Origin of the sequence: Pseudodesulfovibrio alkaliphilus, assembly GCF_009729555.1 — a bacterium.
GTDB classification, from domain to species: domain Bacteria; phylum Desulfobacterota; class Desulfovibrionia; order Desulfovibrionales; family Desulfovibrionaceae; genus Pseudodesulfovibrio; species Pseudodesulfovibrio alkaliphilus.
The window spans coordinates 201,051-222,586 of record NZ_WODC01000005.1; the positions used below are offsets into that span (position 1 = coordinate 201,051).

At 62.2% G+C, this 21,536-nt stretch carries 20 protein-coding genes; 11 read left to right on the top strand and 9 right to left on the bottom strand.

Translation table 11 applies throughout. From position 1 onward, the window contains the following. Nucleotides 1–2: 2 nt before the first annotated feature. From GKC30_RS09445 to GKC30_RS09470, 6 genes are all read right to left on the bottom strand, one after another. Nucleotides 3–1,937 carry a SpoIIE family protein phosphatase gene (locus tag GKC30_RS09445; protein ID WP_367614067.1) on the bottom strand — a complete coding sequence of 645 codons (1,935 nt, stop codon included), beginning with the start codon at nucleotides 1,935–1,937 and terminating at the stop codon, nucleotides 3–5. After that, nucleotides 1,934–2,908 (bottom strand): ABC transporter substrate-binding protein, encoded by a 975-nt coding sequence (locus tag GKC30_RS09450; RefSeq protein ID WP_231117107.1) that lies wholly within the window; start codon nucleotides 2,906–2,908, stop codon nucleotides 1,934–1,936. Before GKC30_RS09450 ends, GKC30_RS09445 begins: the two co-directional genes overlap by 4 nt. A 2-nt stretch (nucleotides 2,909–2,910) precedes the next feature. Continuing rightward, nucleotides 2,911–4,092, bottom strand: coding sequence for a rhodanese-like domain-containing protein (locus GKC30_RS09455; RefSeq protein ID WP_155934425.1), 1,182 nt, complete (start codon nucleotides 4,090–4,092; stop codon nucleotides 2,911–2,913). Continuing rightward, complete coding sequence (locus GKC30_RS09460) at nucleotides 4,089–4,601, bottom strand: alpha/beta fold hydrolase (protein ID WP_155934427.1); 513 nt, start codon at nucleotides 4,599–4,601, stop codon at nucleotides 4,089–4,091. Before GKC30_RS09460 ends, GKC30_RS09455 begins: the two co-directional genes overlap by 4 nt. A gap of 65 nt (nucleotides 4,602–4,666) precedes the next feature. Beyond that, nucleotides 4,667–6,658, bottom strand: coding sequence for an ATP-binding protein (locus GKC30_RS09465; RefSeq protein WP_367614068.1), 1,992 nt, complete (start codon nucleotides 6,656–6,658; stop codon nucleotides 4,667–4,669). A gap of 169 nt (nucleotides 6,659–6,827) precedes the next feature. Then, a complete protein-coding gene (locus tag GKC30_RS09470; protein WP_155934432.1) occupies nucleotides 6,828–7,304 on the bottom strand; it encodes a hypothetical protein in 477 nt (158 codons plus the stop codon). A 171-nt stretch (nucleotides 7,305–7,475) separates the two neighbouring features. Between GKC30_RS09470 and GKC30_RS09475 the strand changes: the two genes are divergently transcribed. Further along, the gene (locus GKC30_RS09475) at nucleotides 7,476–8,414 is read left to right on the top strand and encodes a sensor domain-containing diguanylate cyclase (protein WP_155934434.1); all 939 of its coding nucleotides are present in this window, start codon (nucleotides 7,476–7,478) and stop codon (nucleotides 8,412–8,414) included. Between the two features lie 23 nt (nucleotides 8,415–8,437). Here GKC30_RS09475 and GKC30_RS09480 read toward each other — a convergent pair whose 3' ends face one another. Together GKC30_RS09480 and GKC30_RS09485 are read right to left on the bottom strand one after the other, a co-directional pair. After that, nucleotides 8,438–8,671, bottom strand: a complete 234-nt coding sequence (locus tag GKC30_RS09480) for a hypothetical protein (RefSeq protein ID WP_367614069.1) — start codon at nucleotides 8,669–8,671, stop codon at nucleotides 8,438–8,440. Between the two features lie 3 nt (nucleotides 8,672–8,674). Continuing rightward, nucleotides 8,675–10,147: an alpha,alpha-trehalose-phosphate synthase (UDP-forming) gene (locus tag GKC30_RS09485; protein ID WP_155934436.1), complete on the bottom strand. Its 1,473-nt coding sequence runs from the start codon at nucleotides 10,145–10,147 to the stop codon at nucleotides 8,675–8,677. A gap of 337 nt (nucleotides 10,148–10,484) precedes the next feature. Here GKC30_RS09485 and GKC30_RS09490 point away from each other — a divergent pair, with 337 nt between their 5' ends. Together GKC30_RS09490 and groL are read left to right on the top strand one after the other, a co-directional pair. After that, the gene (locus GKC30_RS09490; RefSeq protein ID WP_155934438.1) at nucleotides 10,485–10,745 is read left to right on the top strand and encodes a co-chaperone GroES; all 261 of its coding nucleotides are present in this window, start codon (nucleotides 10,485–10,487) and stop codon (nucleotides 10,743–10,745) included. A 267-nt stretch (nucleotides 10,746–11,012) separates the two neighbouring features. After that, the gene (gene groL, locus GKC30_RS09495; RefSeq protein ID WP_155934440.1) at nucleotides 11,013–12,608 is read left to right on the top strand and encodes a chaperonin GroEL; all 1,596 of its coding nucleotides are present in this window, start codon (nucleotides 11,013–11,015) and stop codon (nucleotides 12,606–12,608) included. Nucleotides 12,609–12,729: 121 nt separating this feature from the next. Here the strand turns inward: groL and GKC30_RS09500 are convergent, their stop codons facing one another. Beyond that, nucleotides 12,730–13,002, bottom strand: coding sequence for an amphi-Trp domain-containing protein (locus GKC30_RS09500; RefSeq protein WP_155934442.1), 273 nt, complete (start codon nucleotides 13,000–13,002; stop codon nucleotides 12,730–12,732). A 419-nt stretch (nucleotides 13,003–13,421) separates the two neighbouring features. Here GKC30_RS09500 and GKC30_RS09505 point away from each other — a divergent pair, with 419 nt between their 5' ends. From GKC30_RS09505 to GKC30_RS09540, 8 genes are all read left to right on the top strand, one after another. Then, complete coding sequence (locus tag GKC30_RS09505) at nucleotides 13,422–14,603, top strand: iron-containing alcohol dehydrogenase (protein WP_155934444.1); 1,182 nt, start codon at nucleotides 13,422–13,424, stop codon at nucleotides 14,601–14,603. A gap of 135 nt (nucleotides 14,604–14,738) precedes the next feature. Beyond that, entirely contained in the window at nucleotides 14,739–15,299 is a 561-nt protein-coding gene (locus tag GKC30_RS09510) for a 4Fe-4S dicluster domain-containing protein (protein WP_155934446.1), read from the top strand. Beyond that, a complete protein-coding gene (locus tag GKC30_RS09515) occupies nucleotides 15,296–16,219 on the top strand; it encodes a CoB--CoM heterodisulfide reductase iron-sulfur subunit B family protein (protein WP_367614070.1) in 924 nt (307 codons plus the stop codon). The genes GKC30_RS09510 and GKC30_RS09515 overlap by 4 nt, the downstream gene beginning before the upstream one ends. Further along, the gene (locus GKC30_RS09520) at nucleotides 16,216–18,195 is read left to right on the top strand and encodes a CoB--CoM heterodisulfide reductase iron-sulfur subunit A family protein (protein WP_155934448.1); all 1,980 of its coding nucleotides are present in this window, start codon (nucleotides 16,216–16,218) and stop codon (nucleotides 18,193–18,195) included. The genes GKC30_RS09515 and GKC30_RS09520 overlap by 4 nt, the downstream gene beginning before the upstream one ends. Further along, nucleotides 18,162–18,626, top strand: a complete 465-nt coding sequence (locus tag GKC30_RS09525) for a hydrogenase iron-sulfur subunit (protein ID WP_155934450.1) — start codon at nucleotides 18,162–18,164, stop codon at nucleotides 18,624–18,626. Before GKC30_RS09520 ends, GKC30_RS09525 begins: the two co-directional genes overlap by 34 nt. Nucleotides 18,627–18,649: 23 nt before the next feature. Beyond that, nucleotides 18,650–19,603, top strand: coding sequence for a 4Fe-4S dicluster domain-containing protein (locus GKC30_RS09530; protein ID WP_155934452.1), 954 nt, complete (start codon nucleotides 18,650–18,652; stop codon nucleotides 19,601–19,603). Further along, entirely contained in the window at nucleotides 19,603–20,661 is a 1,059-nt protein-coding gene (locus tag GKC30_RS09535) for a 4Fe-4S dicluster domain-containing protein (protein ID WP_155934454.1), read from the top strand. The genes GKC30_RS09530 and GKC30_RS09535 overlap by 1 nt, the downstream gene beginning before the upstream one ends. A 21-nt stretch (nucleotides 20,662–20,682) precedes the next feature. Continuing rightward, entirely contained in the window at nucleotides 20,683–21,519 is an 837-nt protein-coding gene (locus tag GKC30_RS09540; RefSeq protein WP_155934456.1) for an FAD/NAD(P)-binding protein, read from the top strand. Nucleotides 21,520–21,536: the final 17 nt, after the last annotated feature.

Genomic DNA, 21,536 nt, shown 5'->3' on the forward strand with positions numbered 1-21,536 from the left:
TTTTATTTGTCACACTTGCCGCAGAACTGCATGGCGAGCATGGTGATGTCGTCCGAGGGCTCTGCCCCGCGTGCGAAGGCGGCCACCGAGTCGTTGACCGTTTTGACCAGGGTTGGGGCGAAGCGTTGCGAGGCCTCGGCCACGGTGCGCAGGAGCCGTTCCTCGGAGTAGAGGGCCTGTTCCGGGTTCATGGCCTCGGTCACGCCGTCGGTGTAGATGAAGAGGATGTCGCCCGGAGCCATTGTCATGGTCCGGGTGGAGTATTCCATGCCCTCCATGACGCCGGCCACTGGTTCGCCCAGGGGGGCGACCCAGCGGGGCTCGCCACCGCATGGCAAATGAATGGGAGGGTTGTGTCCCGCGTTGGCATAGCGGGTTTCGCCGGTTTCGATGTCGATGATGGCAAGAAACAGGGTGACGAACATGCACGAGTCGTTTTCCGCAGCCAGGTCGGCGTTGACCTTGCTCAGAATCTGGCCGGGGTCGAGGCCCTTCTCGGCCACCACCTTGAGCAGGGTCTTGGTCACGGCCATGAAGAAGGCGGCGGGTACGCCCTTGCCCGACACGTCGCCCACCAGAAAGCAGAAGTGGGTTTCGTCCACGAAGAAGAAGTCGTAAAGGTCGCCGCCCACCTCTTTGGCCGGTTCGATGGAGGCGAAGACCTCGAACTCGGTGCGGTCCGGGAAGGCCGGGAAGAGCTTGGGCAGGATGCCCATCTGTATGTCCCGTGCGATGCGCAGCTCGGACTCGATGCGCTCTTTGGCCGCCGTGGTGGTGGTCAGGTTGGCGATATACTCCTTGAGGGATTCCTTCATGACCCGGAAGGAACCGGCCAGATCCCCGACCTCGTCGTTGGTGTGCACCTTTGGCAGCATCAGGTCGAGATTGCCCGAGGCGATTTCCAGGGCTGACCGGGAGAGTTCGCTCAGCGGGCGGGTGATGCGTCTGGCGATGTAGATGATGACCAGCGCCAGCAGGGCGAAGCCGACAAGGCCGATAAGGACCATGACATTGGAGAGCCGGTGGACCTCGGCCAGCATCTCGGCCCTGGGGAAGAGGACGCCTAGGGACCAGCCCCCGTATTCCAGGCCGGTGTGGAATAGGTAGCGCTCGTTGCCGAAGACGTTTTCGTCGATGCGGACAAAGGCGCTTTTGCCCGCGATCATGTCGCGGCCCACCTGCCGAAATTCGGGGGCCTCCATCTCCTCGGCCATGGAGAAGAAGGTGTGGTTCATGATCAGCTTGCGGTTGGGGTGGGCGATGAAGGTGCCGTGGCGCGAGAGCAGGAAGGCGAAGCCGGTGTCGAAGATGCGAATTTCTTCGAGCATGTCCTGAAGCCACTCCAGGGAGATGTCTGCCGTGACCACGCCCGCGAAGGTCTTTTTGCCGTCCTGGTTGCGATAGAAGGGCACGGCGTAGGTGGCCATGACCACGCCCCCGCCGCCCTGATCGTTGTAGGGCTCGGTCCATACGGCCTGCTCAAGCTCCTTGGGCAGTTGATACCAGTCCATGTAGAAGTAGCGGTAGTCAGGGCTGCCGAGCATGGTGAAGGCGATGCGCCCGCCCGAGCGGAAGTGGTAGGGCGCGAAATACAGGCGCTCCGGCTCCTGGGTATAGGGCTCGAAGGCGATGGCCATGCCGAATATCTCGGGGTTGTTGGCGATGACGCGTTTGTTGAGGTTGAGGATGTCCTCGCGGCTCAAGGTGGCGTCCTCAAGGGAGTATGCGATGTTGTTGGCCACCTTTTGCACGGAGAGCAGCACCGAGTCGATGCGGCTGGCCGTCTCCTGAGCCAGGTGGCGCGAGTTGGTCTCGGACTGGCGCAGGATGATGGTGCGCGAATAGGCGTAGTTGTAGGCCACGATGGCCGCGAGGATGACAAAGGCGCAGGAGAGGATGAGGGCCGCGAGCCGAAAGGCGATGCCGTATCTTTTCACCGGATCGGCCCCCTGTAGAATTCGGGAAAGATGGGTGCGTCGTCCACGAAGCCGGTCTCGACGAGGGCGGTCCTGACCCGTTCGTAGTCCTCCTGGCGCAGGACCCCCATGGCGGGAACCTTGTCCGAGAGGATGATGTTTTCCATGCGCCTGAGCATCCAGCGTTGGTGGGGGCGGTTGGCCGGGGCTCCGGCCCGGTCCATGCGGGCCATGACCGCGTCCAGCGCCTCCTCGCGGTGGGCAAAGGCGTAGTGCCAGCCTCGCACCGTGGCCCGGACCACGGCCTGGGGCAGTTCGGGTCTGGCGTTGGCCGTGCGCTCCAGGCAGTAGATGCCGTCCTCGGGAAAGTCGAGGCCGTGGTTGCTGAAGAAAATGGGCTTCAGGTCGGCTTCTTCAAGGCCGTAGGAGAGCAGGGTGTGGTATTCGTTATACCACATGCCAGACGCGGCCTGGACCCCGCCGCGCATGAAAAGATCAAGGGAGTCGGACTGCGGGACCACGGTGACCTTGAGCCCGCGCTGGCGAAACAGGGCCCGCGCCTGGATCTGGAACTCGTTGGCCCACAGGCCGATCCTTTTGCCGTTGAGGTCGTCCACGGTCTCAATGTTGTCGCTGGTCTTGGTGATGAGCATCAGGGCGGAGTGCTGCACGAACTGGCCCACATTGACGATGGGCAGGGTGGTGCGCCGCTGGATGGCCGTGCTCAGAAACATGGTGGCGAAGTCGGCGCGACCCGCTTCGAGGAGTTCGCTGGCCAGCACGTCGGGGCCGCCATGGATGAGGGTCATGTCCACACCCTCGTCCTGGTAGAACCCCTTGTCCTGCGCCATGTAGAACCCGGCGAACTGCGCCTGGGGCAGCCACTGAAGCACGAGGGAGGTCTTTTCCAGCGCCTGCGCCGGAAAGGCGAGGAACAGCATGGCCACCAGGGCCAGAGCGGCGGCGCGGCCATATTCAGGGAGATGGCGCATGGTCAGCGTCCCACCGTCTTGTCGAATTCGGCCATCTTGTCCTCCCAGGTCTTGTCTCCGACCTTGCCTTTCCAGCCCAGGCGCGGGTCCACCTGGACGATGAGGGTTTCCTGCATGACGGTATGGGTGGCATAGCGGTGACGGGTCAACTTGCGCACCGAAGTCATGAACAGGTCCTGGGGTATGCACAGGATCTTGCCTGCGTCGGCGAGGTCCACGACGATGTAGTTGTTGAATTTGACGTTGGCCAGCAGGAAACTGAGCACCTTGCGGTCACTGTTGTCCAGATTGGGGTCGCCCGTGAGCTTCAGCAGCATCTCCTGGCTGCTGACGATGGAGCGGTTGGTTTCGATGACCGGCCTGACCCTGCCCGGGTCGCCTGCAATGGCGGCTACGCCGCCTTCGAGAAAGGCGTAGTCGAAGTAGCCGTATGCCTCGAGAAAATACTGGAGCCAGCGGACCTGGCTGCCCACGGCATCGAAGAAGAGCAGGCGCTTTTCGGTCCAGATGCGCGAGACAACGAGGGAGAGCAGGGGGTCGAGGGCGATGGGCCTGATGCCGTCGATGTCGGGGACCACGTCGCGCTGGAAGGGGTCGCGGATGTCGATGACCACCGCGTCAGTGGCCTTTGCCGCCTCGGCGAAGGCGTCGTAGGAAAGCACGCGGATCAGGTAGTCGCGGGGCGGAATGACGCGCCCGGCCCGCGCCGGGGTTTCGCCCATGAGGGTGGCCTTGTCCGGGGCGGCGTCGATCCAGTCGAAGATGCCGCCATCATAGACGAAGACGTTGGTGAATCCCAGCGACAGGGCCACCTGGACCGCCTGATAGCTCTTGGCGCAGGTGTGGCCGTTGCAATAAAAGGCCATGGGCGTGGCCGACTCCCTGGGCCGGACCCGTACCAGCCTGTCGCCGAAGTCCGGTTCGTTGAGGGGCAGGAGCACGGCATTGTTGATCCGGGCCACGTCGTATTCCAGCCGCGAGCGGATGTCGAGGACGATGATCTCGCCATATCCGGCCAGCAGGTCGGCGGTGGAGATGAAGGGCACCTCGGGGTAATAGTGGCGCAGGGGAAAACCCTCGGAGGCTCTGGCCGACGGGCCGGGGGCCGCAAGGGCGAACGCAAGGGCGACCAGGAGGGCGCCCAGGGCGCGGGGGAGGCCGGAGAGTCGGGAGCGTCGGATCATGCCCGCCCCCGGCAGGATTCGAGAAAACTGGCGAAGAGGAGGTCGATCCGTTCCAGACTGTTCGCCAGGGAGTGGTCATCGTCCAGGATATGCAGGCTGGCCCGGTGGCGGCGGGCGAAGCGCAGGACGTTGTCCACCGGCACCACCTCGTCGCCCCAGCCGTGGACCACCGTGACGGCGGGGGGCAGGCCCGTGAAGGTGTCAAGGGCGTAGCCGGGCAGGAAAAAGGCCGGGGCCACCAGGAAGAGTGCTGCCACCTCGCTCCGGGCGCAGGCGGCTGCGGCCACATAGCCGCCCATGCTCGATCCTGCCAGGATCACGGGGCGCGTCTCTTGGGCCAGGGCATCCGCCAGCCGCTCCACCCTCTGGTCCGGGCCGTCCAGATCGCGGAAGTCCGGTGCCTCCATGGACAGGCCGAGCCGCCCGGCGGTCCTGGCCAGGGCCGTGCTCTTGCGGCCCCAGGGTGCGGCGAGGGAACCATGGCACCAGATCAGGCGGGAATCGGTCATTGTCGGCTCCTGCGCGGAGCAGCCCGCGCTTTTTGCGCCCTGTATAGTACACTGCGCCCGTTCGTTCAACACGTTTGCTTCCCAGGAGCCTGCGCCTCGGTCGAATCTGCCGTGGTTTCCCGGGGCCGTATAAGCCTGAGGACGATCTCGATCAGGGCGCTCTTCCTGACGGGCTTGGCCAGATAGTGGTCCATGCCTGCCTCCAGGCAGCGCCCTGCGTCGTCGTCGTGGGCGTGGGCGGTCAGGGCCACCACCGGGGTCCGGGAGAGGCCGTGTTCGTTCTCCCATTGCCTGATGGCGCGGGTGGCCTCGCACCCATCCATATCCGGCATCCGCACATCCATGAGCACGAGGTCGAAGCCGCCGCTCCGGAAGAGGTCCAGTCCCTGGCGGGCGTTTTCCGCCACTGTCAGACGCCACGGCGTGTCATTGAGGTAGGTGCGGATCACGAAGGCGTTGTAGCGGGAGTCCTCGAACATCAGGATGGAGGCGGCGGGCAGGTCAAGGCCGCCTCGGGCCGGGGGTGCGTCGCGGGATGTCCGGTCCGGGCCGGTGCGAGGGTTGGCCACAGCCTGGGGTGCGGAGAAGGGAACGGTGAAATGGAAGGCGCTGCCTCGGCCCGGTGAGCTTTCGGCCCAGATGCGTCCGTCCATCATGTGGATCAGCCGCTTGCTGATGGCAAGCCCCAGTCCGGTGCCGCCGTGGCGGCGGGTGGTGGTGTTGTTGGCCTGGGTGAAGGCGTCGAAGATGGAGGCCAGCTTGTCGGCCGGAATGCCGGGGCCGGTGTCCGACACTGAAAACTGTGCGACAATACCCCCGTCGCGGCTTGGGGCGCGGGCCACTTCCAGGCGCACGTCGCCGCTGTCGGTAAACTTGACCGCGTTGTCCAGCAGGCTGGCGAGGACCTGCCCGAGTCTGGCCGGGTCGCCTGTGAGCCTGTCGGGCATGTCCGGGGCCAGGGTGCAGGTGAATTCCAGGGACTTGTCCGCTGCTTTGGAATCCACGGCCGCACAGGCTTTGTCCACGGTCTCGGCCAGGCTGAAGGCGGTGCGCTCCAGGGTCAGGTCTCCCGCCTCTATCCTGGCGAGATCAATGAGGTCGTCAAGGATGTGGAGCAGATTCTCGCCCGCATTTCTGATGATCTCGACATAATTTGCTTGATCCTGGGTCAGGGGGGATTCGCGCAGGATGTCGGCCATGCCCAGGATGGCGTTCATGGGGGTGCGGATTTCGTGACTCATGCCCGACAGAAACCGGCTCTTGGCGAGGTTCGCCGTCTCGGCCGCGAGCCTGGCGTTGTCCAGTTCGGCCAGGGCCGCATTGAGGGAGGCGTTGTTGCGCTCAAGTTCCTCGGTGCGTTCGGCGACCATGCTCTCCAGGTGGGTGCGGTGGTCCGTCAGGCGCGAGTTGGCCACCTGGAGGTCTTTGATGAGGTGGCGCATTGCCTCGCGCATGTCGTCAAAGGCGCGGGAAAGATTGCGCAACTCGCAGGCGGGCGCCATTTCCACCGGAGTGTCCAGATTGCCCTCGGCGATGGCCTCGGCGGATTGCTCGAGCTTTTGCAGCGGGATGAGCAGCCGCTTGCGGGTGAAGTGGCCCGTGGCCTGGGTGATGATCAGGATCAGAATCAGGCCCAGGGCCAGGGTGGAGCCCGCATTGACCAGAATATCCCGGCGCAGGGGGGCGCTGGAGACGACAAGGGTGAAGGAGCCGATGGCTTCGCCGTGTCGGGTGATGGGCGTGGTTCTGGTCAGGGTGCTGGACAGGGGAGTTTTCCGCCCGTCGTCGACAGGCCGGATGCGCTCGGCCATGACCTCGGCTCCGGCGCTGACCCGGGCCAGGATCACGGCGTTGTCCACGAGGATGGCGTCGAGGAGGTCTCCCACCGAGGCGTGGTCCAGTTGCCAGACTGCGGTGGACAGGCCGGTCTGGGCCACGGCCAGGAGATTGTCGATGCGCCGTTCGAGCTGGCTGGAGAGGCTGTGGGCGTTCCAGGCGATGGCGGCGGCCGAGAAGGCGAGCACCACTGCCGCGATGACCGCCGACAGAAGCAGCACCGCCTTTTGTCCCGGCGGTGCTGATGCGCGTCGCGGGCCGCTTGCGGATTTCGACTGATTGATCGCGCACATGGAACGAGACTACGGGGTTGCGGCTCGTAGCGCAAGAATGCACGTCAGAATCGGGAGATTGTCACGACAGGGCCGGGGCCAGGTGTCGCCGGACCCGCTATTCCCTGTCCATGAGCGGCTTGTAGTACATCCCGATCTTGATGCGGTCCGTGGTGTACTGGCTCTTGAGCTTGATGCGCAGGGTGTCGTTGTCCCACTGGTAGATGTCCCAGCCGCCGTGTTTTTTGTGGTCGGGCAGACCGTACTCGTCCATGAGCAGTGCGATGACATCCCCCACGTCCCTGGCCTTGTCGATTTCCACGATGGTAGTGTAGAGCCTGTTGTTTTTGAAGCCGTATGTGACGCGGGTGTCCTCGATTTTCGAGAGGCCGCAGGCCTCCACCTTGGTCACCCGGTAATAGTGGACGCCGTCGCCCACATGGGAGAATTCGATCAATTCCACGGCCGACAGCGGCTCGCCCCAGGGGATGGCGTTGCACTCCCCGCCCTGGGCCGCGGCCCCGGGCGCGGCGAGCAGAAGGATCAGCAGGATAAGGGGTGCGCAGACAGCGTTCTTCAAAGCGATTCCCTCCATTTCAGTCCAGTGAAAGGCTTTGTGCCATGGGATGCACTTTCACGGTTGAGCGCTTTCGTGTCAACCTGTTTGCGAAATCCATGGGGCAGAGCGATACGCACCATACGGATATTTGCGTAAAATCCACTATTTTTGCTGGAAACGCCGGGTGCTTCGTTGTATGAACCCCGCATGGATGTCAACTGGTTGCTCAACGAGTGCTCCGATCCCTACACTCTGGAGCGGCTTTTCTATGTCGAACGCTATGCGTGGCTTTCGCTCTCGCCCGACATGTGCGCCGTCATCTCGCTGGACGGCCAGTTCGAGGATGTCAACACCCACTGGGAGCGGACCACGGGCATCAGCCGGGAGAAGCTTCAGGGCGCGTACCTCATCGAGCACATCCATTTTGATGACCGCGAACGCGCCCTGGCCGACATGCAGCGGCTGATCACCTCGGACATCGGTTCCACCACCTTTTCCTTCCGTTTTCTCTGCAAGGGCGGCAAGCATGTGGAGTTGAACTGGAACGTCATCTTCTCGCCCGATCACAACGCCTATTTCTGCACTGTGCTCGACCCGGCCCGCGACGCCGACCGCCTGGCCTACACCGACGTGCTCACCGGCCTCAAGAATCGGCTGGCCCTGGGCAAGGATCTGCCCGATGTCCTGGCCCAGGCCCGGGAGGCGGGCTCGGGCGCGGCAGTGCTCTTCATCGACCTCGACGGCTTCAAGTCTGTCAACGACACCCTGGGCCACAAGGCGGGAGATACCCTGCTGGTGCGTGCGGCGCGGCGCATGAAATATGTGATCGGCCAGCAGGGCACTGCGTATCGGCCCGGCGGGGACGAGTTCGTCATCGTCCTGCCCCGGGCGGACCGCAATGTGGCTGCGGGCATGGCCGGGCAGCTGGTGGAGCGGCTTCGCTCCCAGTATGTCATCGAGGAAGAGCGGGTGGGCACGGGCGCCTCCCTTGGCATCGCCATGTTCCCGGCCGACGGAGAGAGCGCCGAGGCGCTCATGGAGGCGGCGGACAAGGCCATGTATTCGGTCAAGCATTGCGGCAAGAACAATTTCGCCTTTTTCGCCAGCGGTACAGACGACGACCCGGACTGTCCGCAAACCTGCTGATCCCGTGCTTCATCCCGTCTGCGTTAACCGCCCTGCTTGGTTCCCGAGTAGGTGAAGGCCTTTTTGTCCATGGCGTAGTGCCCGCCCCGGTCTATTCCCAGGGCCCGGCCGCACGGGCACCAGACCTTGCCCTGGCGTTCCTCCATGTTCCATATCCTTTCGATGCGGTCCTTGTGGCAACGATGGACCTCGCCCGGCCCGATCTTGCGGTATCGCCAAAGCTTGCGGCGACAGGCGGCGCATTTAAGCACGAGCACGGTTCATCCACGCGTGTAGGTCATGGCGTCCGCTGCCGGGAAGTCGCCGAGATTCTTTGCAATGCCTGCCTGGAGAAAGGAATCGACCCACCAGTATATGTTGTTGCGGCGGATCTGGTCGCGCAATCGGCTCATGTGCCGTCTGCGTTCCTCCTTATCCCAGTGGAAGACGCGGTGCAGGGCCTTGGCCACTCCCTCCAGGTCGTAGGGGTTGACCAGGTAGGCGTTTTTCTGGAGCTGGGCCGCGGCTCCGGCGAACTCGCTGAGAATCAGGGCGCCGTCCTCGTCCACGTTGCAGGCGCAGTATTCCTTGGCCACCAGGTTCATGCCGTCGCGCAGCGGAGTGACCAGGGCCGTGTCGGCGGCCAGATAATAGGCTGCCAGCTCGTCGGGCGGGAAGCTGCGATAATGGTAATGGACGGGCACCCAGCCCGGAAAGGAGAACTCGCCGTTGACCCGGCCCACCAGCTGTTCGATTTCGGTGCGCAGCTCCCTGTATTCGTCCACCTCCTCGCGGCTGGGTACCGCGATCTGGACGAAATTGACCTGTCCCTTGAGGTCCGGGTAGCGCCTGAGCAGGGTTTTGATGGAGCGGATGCGCTCGGGGATGCCCTTGGTGTAGTCGAGTCGGTCAACGCCCAGGATGATCTTGCGGTGGCGCAGGGCCTCCTTGATGCCGAAGGCCCTGTCCGCCACCTCGCGCCGCCGGGCCATGTCCGCGAACTGGTTGAAGTCGATGGAGATGGGGAACGCGCCCACGCGAAGAGTCCGGCTGCCCATGTCCACAGACACCACCGCGCCGCGGCCCGAGACCCTGGCCTCGGGCATGAGCCGGTGCAGACAGCCGGTGAAGTTGCGCCTGTCCTGGAGGGTCTGGAAGCCCACGAGATCGAACTCTGTCAGGGCCTGGATGAGTTTCCAGCGCCAGGGCAGCTTCATGAAGATGTCGGGCGGCGGAAAGGGGATGTGCAGAAAGAAGCCGGTTCGCCGCTTGACCCCCATGCTTTTGAGAAAGAGCGCCTGGTGCATGAGATGATAGTCGTGAATCCAGACATAGTCGTCAGGCGTGGTCTTGCGGGCGACCACCTCGGCGAACTTGAAGTTCACGTCGAGGTACATGCGCCAATAGTCCGGGTCGAAACGGCAGCGTGTTTGCAGATCGTGAAACAGCGGCCAGATGATCTCGTTGGAAAAGCCGAAGTAGTACCCCGCCACTTCATCCGCCGTCAGGGGCACGGTGTAGAGGTCATACCCGGCCTCGGACGAGAAGTCCGCCAATAGCCCGGCTGCGTCCACCTCCGGGTCCGAAGTGCCGGACCAGCCTATCCACATCCCCCCCCGGTCGCGCAGCACTGGCGCCAGGGCGGAGACCAGCCCGCCAGCTCCGGCCCTGACCTGCCAGCGGCCGTCCTCCAGGGCCAGGGCCGCCGGGAGGCGGTTGGACACCACCACCAAACGTCGAGTATTCGATTCCATGATTCCCCCCGGGTGTTTCTTGCTCTGATTTTTCAGGATACACGGTAGCGTCCCCGGCCGGGTATGACAAGGCCGCTTCCCGGACGCCGCAGGACAGGCGCATCAAAAATCATGAAATCAGACAAGGCCTTCCCCTCAAAGCCGCAGCCGTTGCAATCGACGGGTTTGCCAAGCTCTATTTCCGATCCCTCTCTCTCCTGCCCTGCCGGTCGCCGCAGGGATGAAAAAAAATCCTGGGGCGCGGTTGACATGGCGGCCAGGGTTCTTATCTGTCTGCGCAGTCAACACCAATGCGCCGCCGGAAGGCGGCCTGTCTCGTTCATAAAGGAGAATACCGATGAGTTTGAATCCCCTGCACGACCGCGTCATCGTCAAGAGGAAGGAAGGAGAGGAGAAGACCGCCGGGGGCATCTACATCCCGGACTCCGCCAAGGAAAAGCCCCAGGCGGGGACCGTTCTGGCCGCCGGCCCTGATTGCAAGACCGTCAAGAAGGGCGATGCCATTCTCTTTGCCAAGTATGCCGGAAGCGAGTTTCGGATGGACGGCGACGATCTCGTCATCATGCGCGAGGACGACATCCTTGGCGTGTTCGCCTAGCAGGCTGTTGAAAAATGGCAATCTGCGTCGTTGCTTCAAAAAAGTTCTCAAATCCGCAGGACAGCGGATTTGGATGTCGGCTTCTGCCGACGCCCCGAAGGGGTGAGCCCCAGGACGGGGCGAATCAACCCCTCGCGTACAGGAAGTACGCTTCGGCCTTGAACTTTTTTCGCGCCTCGCATTTCACCATTTTTGAACAGTCTGCATGATTGGACTTTTTCAACGGTCAGTTAACCTTTTTCACCCATACCGACAGGACGAAAAGCAATGTCAGCCAAAGCCATCGACTACAAAGCCATTGCCCGCGAGGGCATGCAGCGCGGCGTGAACATTCTCGCCGACGCGGTCAAGGTCACTCTCGGTCCCAAGGGCCGCAACGTGATGCTGGAAAAGACCTGGGGCGCACCCCAGGTGACCAAGGACGGCGTCACCGTGGCCGAGAAGATCACCCTTGAGGACAAGCTCGAGAACATGGGCGCCCAGATGGTCAAGGAGGTTGCCTCCAAGACCAACGAGATTGCAGGCGACGGCACCACCACCGCCACCATTCTGGCCCAGGTCATTTTTAACGAGGGCGTCAAGCTGCTGGCCGCCGGCCGCAATCCCATGTCCATCAAGCGCGGCGTCGACGCCGCTGTTGAGGCTGTGGTGGCCGAGTTGGATTCCCTGGCCAAGCCGGTCAAGAAAAGCTCGGAGATCGCCCAGGTGGGCGCCATTTCCGCCAACAACGACGAGACCATCGGCGCCATCCTGGCCGAGGCTGTCGAAAAGGTGGGCGACAACGGCGTCATCACCGTGGAGGAATCCCAGGGCCTGACCACCGAACTGGACGTGGTCGAAGGTATGCAGTGGGACAACGGCTGGCTCTCCCCCTATTTCGTGACCAACCAGGACAAGCAGGAGGCCATCTTCGAGAAGCCCTTCATCCTGCTCTCCGAAGGCAAGATTTCCAACATCAAGCCGTTGATCCCCATCCTCGAAGCCGTGGCCAAGGCCGGTCGGCCCCTGCTGATCATCGCCGAGACCGTTGAGAACGAGGCCCTGGCCGGACTGACCATCAACGCCATGCGCGGCGCCCTCAAGGTCTGCGCGGTCAAGGCTCCGGGCTTTGGCGACCGGCGCAAGGACATGGTCCGCGACATCGCCGTCATGACCGGCGCCAGCGTCATCTCCGAGGATGCGGGCGTGACCCTCGAATCCATCAAGCCCCAGGACTTCGGCACGGCCAAGAAGGTCGTGGTGGGCAAGAAGAATACCCTCATCGTGGGCGGCGCTGGCGACAAGAAGGCCATCACCGGCCGCTGCGAAGAGATCAACCATCTCATTCGCAACGCCACCAGCGACTATGACCGCGAGAAGCTTCAGGAGCGCTTGGCGCGGCTGGCGGGCGGCGTGGCCGTGGTCAAGGTGGGCGCTCCCACCGAGATCGAGATGAAGGAGCGCAAGGACCGCGTGGAGGACGCCCTCAACGCCACCCGCGCCGCCGTGGACGAGGGTATCGTGCCCGGCGGCGGCACCGCCCTGGTGCGCGCAGGCAAGGTGCTGGCCAAGCTCAAGCTGGCCGACGATACTGAAATGGCCGGTGTACGTATCATCGTCCGGGCCGTGGAGGAGCCGCTCAGGCAGATTGCCAACAACTGCGGCCTCGAAGGTACCGTGGTGGTGGAGAAGGTCAAGGAATTGAAGGGTGCCAACGGCTTCAACGCCGCCACCGGCCAGTACGTGGATCTGGTCAAGGAGGGCGTCATCGATCCCAAGAAGGTCACGCGCATCGCCCTGCAGAACGCGGCCAGCGTGGCCAGCATGCTCCTGACCACCGAGTGCGCCATCTCCGAGGCACCCAAGGAAAAGAACGAGAAGTAAGAGCGGAAACGCACACAAATAGCATGAAAGAGGCCGGACAGCGATGTCCGGCCTTTTTCTGTGGCTGCCGAAGGCCGGAGATGCCAGGGGCAGGTGCCCCGGTCATTCCGGCCGCTTCCGTTTAACCGATCTTCACGCCTGTGTCCGGGCCGGTGTCGCCCTCGGCCCATTCCAGTTCGATTTCAAGGGAGCGTTTGAGGGTGCGGCCCTCTTCCTCCTCGGCCTTGATCTCCAGAGTGACCTGGGGCGGGATGACGAGGGAGACTTCCCCTCCCTGGCCCGTCAGGGTGATCTGGCCGGATTCGATCCTGTCGGCGATGGTCCGTAGCACTGCGGCCGCTTCGGCCGCGGATTTTCTTTCCTCACTCTTGAAAAGCACGGTCTCGCGTCCCATGGTTTCCTCCATTTTTTGGGTTTCAGGATACCCTACCCGGTCGTGTCTGGCAAAACAAACCGGGAAAATTCCATCAAGTGCCCGGCCATTTGGTCCGGCTACAGGGTCGGCCTTTGCCGAGAAGGAGAGGCATGGGCGGATTTGACCCAAAAGGGAGAATGGTTCGGGTCAAAATGACACGATGGCTAAATGTCATGAAACAAAGGAGAAAATTGCTGGCGTGGGGTGAAACCCCTGAGCCGTTGCCTGGATGGGGCAAAATGCCCCCTCCACAAAGCCCACTTCAAGCTGTCTTGTTCTTAACGCGCTAAAATGATGTGATATTATGTCTTGGCACACTGTTTGCCTATGGGGTGTGAGTTGCGGCTCCAGATTGATTGAGACACCTCAACCCAGCATAAACCCTAAGGAGATGTGTTATGGCAGTGCTTGAACAAGTTAACGGTTTCTTCATTCCCAGCGTGACCCTTATCGGCATTGGGGCCTCGAAGGAGATTCCCAAGAAGATCAAGGCCCTTGGAGGCAAAAAGCCCCTGATCGTCACCGATCCCGGTATCGTGGCCACCGGAATCCTCAAGCAGATCACGGACATCCTTGACGCCGCCAAGATCAAGTACGAAGTCTATGACAAGACCATCCCCAATCCGACCGACGCCAACGTGGCCGAGGGTGTGGAGTTCTACAAGAACGCCAAGTGCGACAGCCTCATCACCCTGGGCGGCGGCTCTTCCCACGACTGCGGCAAGGGCATTGGTCTGGTCGTGTCCAACGGCGGCACCATCCACGACTACGAGGGAGTGGACAAGTCCACCAAGCCCCTGCCTCCCTATGTCGCGGTGAACACCACTGCCGGTACCGCCTCTGAAATGACCCGTTTCTGCATCATCACCGATCTTTCGCGCAAGGTGAAGATGGCCATTGTGGATTGGCGCGTGACGCCCGGCATCGCCCTGGACGATCCGCTGCTGATGGTGGGCATGCCCCCGGCCCTGACCGCCGCCACCGGCATGGATGCCCTGACCCATGCCGTGGAGGCTTACGTCTCCACCATCGCCACTCCCATGACCGACGCCTGTGCCGAAAAGGCCATCGAACTGATTTTCCAGCACCTGCGCCCCGCTGTGGCCAACGGCAAGGACATCGTTGCCCGCGAAGGCATGTGCTTTGCCCAGTATCTCGCCGGTATGGCCTTCAACAACGCCTCTCTGGGGCACGTTCATGCCATGGCCCATCAGCTCGGCGGCTTCTATGACCTTCCCCATGGCGAGTGCAATGCCATCCTGCTGCCCCATGTTGAGAAATTCAACCTCATCGCGAAGGTCGATCGTTTCGTCAAAATGGCTGAAATCATGGGTGAAAACACCGAAGGTCTGTCTCCGCGAGACGCGGCCGAGCTGGCCCTTGACGCCATCAGGAAGCTCTCTGCGGATGTGGGCATCCCCTCCGGGCTCGTCGAGCTTGGGAAGCGGTACGGTAAGGAGGTCAAGGCCGAAGACATCGCAATCATGACCGGAAACGCCCAGAAGGACGCCTGCGGCTTCACCAACCCGCGTTGCCCCAACGACAAGGATGTGGCCGATATCTACGCTGCGGCGTTGTAGGTCGTGAAACGGACCGGGGGAAGGCGCCTCTCCCGGTCCTGAGCGCACGGCAGGAGAACGTCTTTGGCGGGTTGGGCGCAGATCCCGGGCGGGCTTTCGGCAGCGGCCGACCAAGAAACGATACGGACGCGACACATGAACACAATATCTCTCGACGCCTCCCATGATGCGGACTTCGTCCGTCAGGTGGAGGCGGAAAGCGGGCAGAACCTGAGTCTTTGCTATCAATGCGGCAACTGTACGGCGGGGTGCCCGTACACATCCTTTTACGACATTCCCGTCAGTCAGATTATGCGCCTTGTGCAGGCTGGCCAGCGGGATACGGTCCTTTCCTGCAAATCCTTGTGGCTGTGCGCCACCTGCGAGTCGTGCACGACCCGCTGCCCGAACAATATCGACGTGGCGCGGATCATGGACGTGCTGCGTCATATGGCCCGGCGGGCCGGGCATGCTCCAGAGCCAGCGATCAAGGCGTTTTGGGATAGTTTTCTTGATTCGGTCAAAAAACACGGACGGGTCTTCGAGATGGGAGTCGTCGCCGGGTACATGCTCAAGACCGGGCGAGTCCTGACCGACGCGGATCTGGCCAAGGACATGCTCCCCAAGGGCAAACTGAGCTTCAGACCGCACCCCATTGTCGGCAGGCAGAGCGTGATCGAGATTTTCAAACGCTACCATGAGGAGCGCAAGTCGTGAGTGCAACCTACGCATACTACCCCGGGTGCTCAGGGCTGGGAACCTCGGCCGAGTACGACCGATCCACCCGCGCCATCTGCAAGGCGCTGGGGGTCGGCCTTGTGGACATCCCGGACTGGAGCTGTTGCGGCTCCACTCCGGCGCACACGGTTGACCATGTGCTTTCCTGTGCGCTTTCAGCCCGCAACATCGCACAGGCGGAGACCCTGGATGTGGCGGGAATCGTCACCCCGTGCCCCAGCTGTCTGACCAATCTCAAGACAGCCAGTCATCGCATGCGTGACGACGCGTTCAAGGGCAAGGTCGAGTCGTTGCTTGGACATCCCGTGGAAAACAGACTGCCGGTCATGTCGGTGCTGCAGCTTCTGGCGGAGGCAATCGGCCCGGATAGGGTCGCCGGAAAAGTCGTCCGGCCTCTGACCGGGCTGCGGCTTGCTCCCTACTATGGCTGCATCATGAACCGGCCGCCAGAGGTCATGGAATTTGACGACTGCGAGAATCCCGTGGCCATGGATCGGCTGATGGCCGCCCTGGGTGCCGAGGTGGCACCCTTTGCGCTGAAGGTCGAGTGTTGCGGGGCCTCATTCGGCGTGGCCAGAAGAGACGTGGTCATGAAGCTTTCCGGCAAGCTGCTGGACGCTGCCGAGGATGTCGGTGCCCATGCCATGGTCACTGCCTGCCCTCTGTGCCAGATGAATCTGGACCTCAGGCAAGGGCAGATCAACGCCGCCAACAACGCCCGGCACGACATGCCGGTGTTCTACTACACCCAGCTCATCGGCAAGGCCCTGGGCCTGGGAGATGAAAGTCTGATGCTGGACAAGCTGGTCGTTTCCCCTGCCAGGGTCTTTCACACCATGGAGGAGGCGCAGCGGGCCGCATTCCAACGAGCCGAATCCCAAGGAGCGTCAGTCGCATGAAAATAGGTGTCTTTGTCTGTCATTGCGGGAGCAACATCGCTGGCACCGTGGATGTCAAGGCGGTCGCCGATCAGGCCCGAACGCTCCCCGAGGTGGTCTTTGCCAGCGACACGATGTACGCCTGTTCCGAACCGGGGCAGGAGGGAATCATTGAAGCCATCAAGGAACATGGGCTTGATGGCGTGGTGGTGGCCTCGTGCACCCCGCGCATGCACGAGCCCACCTTCCGCCGCACGTTGGAGCGGGCCGGTCTTAACCGATACATGTTCGAGATGGCCAATATCCGCGAGCATGTCTCCTGGATCGGCAAGGATATCGAGGCTAACACCAGAAAGGCCGTTGACCTGGTGGCAATGGCCGCTGCCAAGCTGACCCACGACAAGGGGCTCACCTCGAAGAAGTTCAGCGTCAACAAGCGCGTCATGGTTATCGGCGGCGGCGTGGCCGGCATCCAGGCCGCCCTGGATTGCGCCGATGGCGGGCTTGAGGTGGTTCTCGTCGAAAAGACCCCCTCCATCGGCGGCAAGATGTCCAAGCTGGACAAGACCTTCCCCACCATCGACTGCTCAAGCTGCATCCTCGGCCCCAAGATGGTCGATATCGCCCAGCATCCGAACATCACCCTGTACGCCAGCTCTGAAGTTTCCGGGCTCAAGGGCTATGTCGGCAATTTCGAGGTGACGGTTACCAACAAGGCCTCGTATGTGGACTGGGATGCCTGCACGGGCTGCGGCCTGTGCATGGAGAAATGCCCCAGCAAGAAATCGCGGGACGTGTTCAACGAGGAAATCGGCACGACCACGGCCATTAATATCCCGTTTCCGCAGGCCATACCAAGGAAGGCTTCCATTGATCCCGAGTACTGCCTGAAGCTGACCAAGGGCAAATGTGGCGTGTGCGAGAAGCTTTGTCCCACCAAGGCGATCCGGTTTGACCAAGTGGACCGGGAAGTCGTGGAATCGGTCGGTGCCATCGTGGTGGCCACGGGGTACGATCTGTTCGACCATACTCGCTACGGGGAATACGGGGGTGGCCGTTATGCCGATGTCATCACCTCCATGCAGTACGAGAGACTGCTCTCGGCTTCCGGCCCCACGGGGGGGCACATCAAGCGGCCTTCCGACGGCAGGGAGCCGGAAAACATCGTCTTCATCCAATGCGTCGGCTCCAGGGACAAGAGCGTGGGCCGACCGTACTGCTCCGGCTTTTGCTGCATGTACACGGCCAAGCAGGCCATCCTGACCAAGGATCATCTTCCCGAGTCGCAATCCTATGTCTTTTACATGGACATCCGCGCTCCGGGCAAGATGTACGACGAGTTCACCCGCCGCGCCATGGAAGACTACGGCGCCAAGTACATCCGGGGCCGCGTTTCCATGATCCATCCCAAGGGCGGCAGATACGTTGTGCGCGGCGCGGACACCCTCATGGGAACCGCCGTGGAGATCGAGGCCGATCTCGTGGTCCTGGCCGTTGGGGCCGAGTCCGCCAAGGGCGCCCCCCAGTTGGCCGAGAAGCTCCGCATATCCTACGACGCATACGGCTTCTACATGGAGAGCCACCCGAAGCTCCGCCCCGTGGAGACGAACACCGCGGGCGTCTACCTGGCCGGAGCCTGCCAGGGGCCCAAGGACATTCCCTCTTCTGTCGGGCAGGGCAGCGCTGCGGCCGCCAAGGTGCTGGCTCTTTTCTCCAAGGACCAGGTGGAAAGCGACCCGCAGATATCAGAGGTGGACATCAAGCGCTGCGTCGGGTGCGGCAAGTGCATCGAGACCTGCCCCTACAGCGCCATCGAAGCCATCGACTTCCGCGGCGAGCCCAAGGCCAGCGTCATCGAAACCATTTGCCAGGGGTGCGGCATCTGCACTTCCACCTGCCCGCAAGGGGCGATCCAACTCCAGCACTTCACCGACAATCAGATCCTCGCGGAGGTCAATGTCTTATGTCAGCAGTCGATGCAACAGAACTACGAATAGTCGGTTTTCTCTGTAACTGGTGCTCATACGGCGGAGCGGACACGGCCGGTGTCGGGCGCTTTCAGCAGCCTACGGATCTGCGAATCATCCGGGTTCCCTGCTCCGGGCGCATTGATCCCCTTTTTGTGGTCAAAAGCCTGATCAACGGGGCCGATGGCGTCCTCGTGTCAGGGTGTCACCCCCGGGACTGTCACTATAGCGAGGGCAACTTTTACGCCCGCCGTCGGCTTGAGGTGCTCAAGAAGTTCCTGCCCATACTGGGCATAGACCATCGGCGGTTCGAATACACCTGGGTTTCGGCGTCAGAAGGGCAGAAGTGGAAGACCGTGGTTTCGACATTCACCGAACACATTCATCAGCTCGGCCCTGCCCCCAAGATCAACAGGGAAGCGCTTGTCCTGGCCAGGACCCTGGCCGCCAAGGCCGTGTAACCGGGTATCAACGGAGTGAATCGATGCAGCATCTGGAAGAATTGAAACAACAGATAAGAGACAGGCTTCCCGCTCTCGACCTTGTCATCGGTTGGGAGGCGGGTTTCGACCCTCTGCGGGCAACGCCCCTGTTCATGCGCCAGCCTGACGACGTGGACAGGCTGATCATCGGGCCGCAATGCGTGCACAACCTTGCAACGCACCTGACCGGCCTCAAGGGCAGGAAGATAGGCATCGTGGTCAAGGGGTGCGACAGCCGCACCATCGTCGAACTGCTTCAGGAAAAGCTGATCAACCGGGAAGATCTGGTCGTTTTTGGTGTGCCATGCTCCGGGGTCGTCTCGGTCGGGAAGATCGGCCGGAAAATGGGCTCTCTTGACTATGTGGAGGGCGTCGAGTTCTCGGCCGACAGCGTGACTGTCGCCAGCGAGGGCGTTCAGAATTCCTTTGCGCTGGAAGAGGTGGCCGCAGACAAGTGCGGGCGATGCCAGTACAATACCCCGCTGCTGTTCGACGTGCTTGTCGGGGAGCCGAGGCCCGGCGATGTCGTCGACGACTATGCCGATGTGGCGACGTTCGAGGAGCAGCCCCTGGAGGCGCGGATGAACCACTGGCTGGAGGCCATGGACCGCTGCGTCCGCTGCTATGCGTGCCGCAACGCCTGTCCCATGTGCGTATGCCGTGATCACTGCGTGGCCCAGAGCCGCGATCCGCACTGGATGACCCAGGAAGACACCGTCGAAAACAAGCTGCTCTTCCAGATAATCCACACCATGCACCTGGCCGGACGCTGTACCGAGTGCGGCGAATGTGAGCGCTCCTGTCCCATGTCCATTCCGTTGTTGCTGCTCAGGCGCAAGATGAACAAGGAGATCGATGCGCTTTTCGATTACAGGGCCGGAACCCGTATCGATGCCACGCCGCCTTTGCTTTCGTTCAAGGTTGAAGAGGAAAAAATCAACGAGAGGGGCTGGTAATGGCTGCCAAATTCATTGCTCATACTGAACTCGATGCTTGGCTGGGCCGGATCTCCGAACGATACCGGGCGCTTGTGCCTCGTCGCGAGGGCAATGCCGTGGTCTTTCGTCCCTTTGACCCGGCCATGCCCGTGGAGCTGAAGGCCCGCCCCACCGAGTCGCCCAAGGCTGCGGTTTTTCCCCGGTGCGAGGCGCTGCTTGCCTACAAGTACGAGAAAGACCCCGAGGAACCGGGCCGCGTCGAGGTCGAGGTGGCGGAGCGGCGTGATGGTGTGCCCACTGTGGTGATCGGCGGGAGGCCCTGCGACGCTGCCGCTTTCAAGACCTTTGACCGGGTTTACGACTCGGATCGGGTCAGGGATCTTAACTACCTGAACCGTCGGGAAATGACCGTTCTCGTGAGCCTGGTCTGTAGCAAGCCCGCCACTACCTGCTTCTGTCATTGGATGGGAGGAGGGCCGGCCTCCACCGCAGGGTCGGATGTGCTCATGACTCCCGTTGCCGACGGCCATGTGTTTGAAACACTCACCGCCAGAGGAGACGAGGTGATCGGGACGGAACTCCCTGACGCCTCGGATGCCCAGATGACCGAGGCCCGCAAGGTGCAGGCCGCCGCAGAGGCCGCAATGGGGGAGCCCGTCGATGTGGGCGCGGCCAGAGAAAAGCTGCTCGCGCTTTTCGACGACGCAGGGTTCTGGGAAGCGGAGTCTGCGAAGTGCATCAGTTGCGGGGTGTGCACCTATCTGTGCCCCACCTGCTATTGCTTCAACATCACAGACGAAAAATTCGGTCACGAGGGCGTCCGGCTGCGCACCTGGGACTACTGCATGTCCCATCTTTTCACCATGGAGGCCAGCGGCCACAACCCCAGGCCGACCAAGGCGCATCGGCTCAAGAACCGCGTGGGTCACAAGTTCAGCTACTACCCGTCGCTTCATGGCGGCAACATTGCCTGCTGCGGGTGCGGCAGGTGCATCAGGAGCTGTCCGGCCTCAGTGGACATTCGGGCCATCGTACTCAATGCCATAGCCGCCCCGGCCCCTCGGCCCAAGGGGTAGGCCCATGCACAGGAAACCAAGATGAAACAAGCAATAAATCCCTATCTTCCGTCTGTCGCCACCATTGTGGAGACCATTCAGGAGACGCCGACCATCAAGACCTTCCGCGTGGTGCTCAACAGCGAGGAGGCAATGCGCAACTTCACCTTTCATCCGGGGCAGGTTGGTCAGCTTTCGGTTTTCGGAACCGGGGAGTCCACCTTTGTCATCAATTCGCCGCCCACGCGCATGGACTACCTGCAGTTCAGCGTCATGTGCGCCGGAGAGGTCACGGCCAAACTGCACTCCCTGTCTGCAGGGGATCAGATCGGCGTCCGCGCTCCCTTGGGCAATTGGTTTCCCCATGAAGAGCTCAAGGGCAGGGACATCGTGTTCATCGGGGGCGGAATAGGCATGGCCCCCTTGAGGACGCTGCTGCTCTACATGCTCGACAATCGGGGCGACTATGGGGATATCTCCGTGCTTTACGGAGCCAGGACTCCCCAGGACATGGCCTTTCAATACGAGCTGCCAGAGTGGCTTGAGCGCGGCGACATGAACACCGTGCTGACCATCGATGTCCCGGCCGAGGGGTGGGAGCATTCAGTGGGGCTGATTCCCAACGTCCTTTTGGAGATGGCTCCTTCTCCGGGCAATGCCGTGGCCGTCACCTGTGGCCCGCCCATCATGATCAAGTTCACCCTGCAGGCCCTGCAGAAGCTCGGTTTTCAGGATGACCAGATCATCACCACCCTGGAAAAACGCATGAAATGCGGCGTGGGTATCTGTGGCCGCTGCAACATCGGGGGGAGCTACGTTTGCGTGGATGGTCCGGTCTACACCTATGCGCAGCTCAAGGCGCTGCCCAACGAACTTTAGGCGTCATCTGGCAAGCG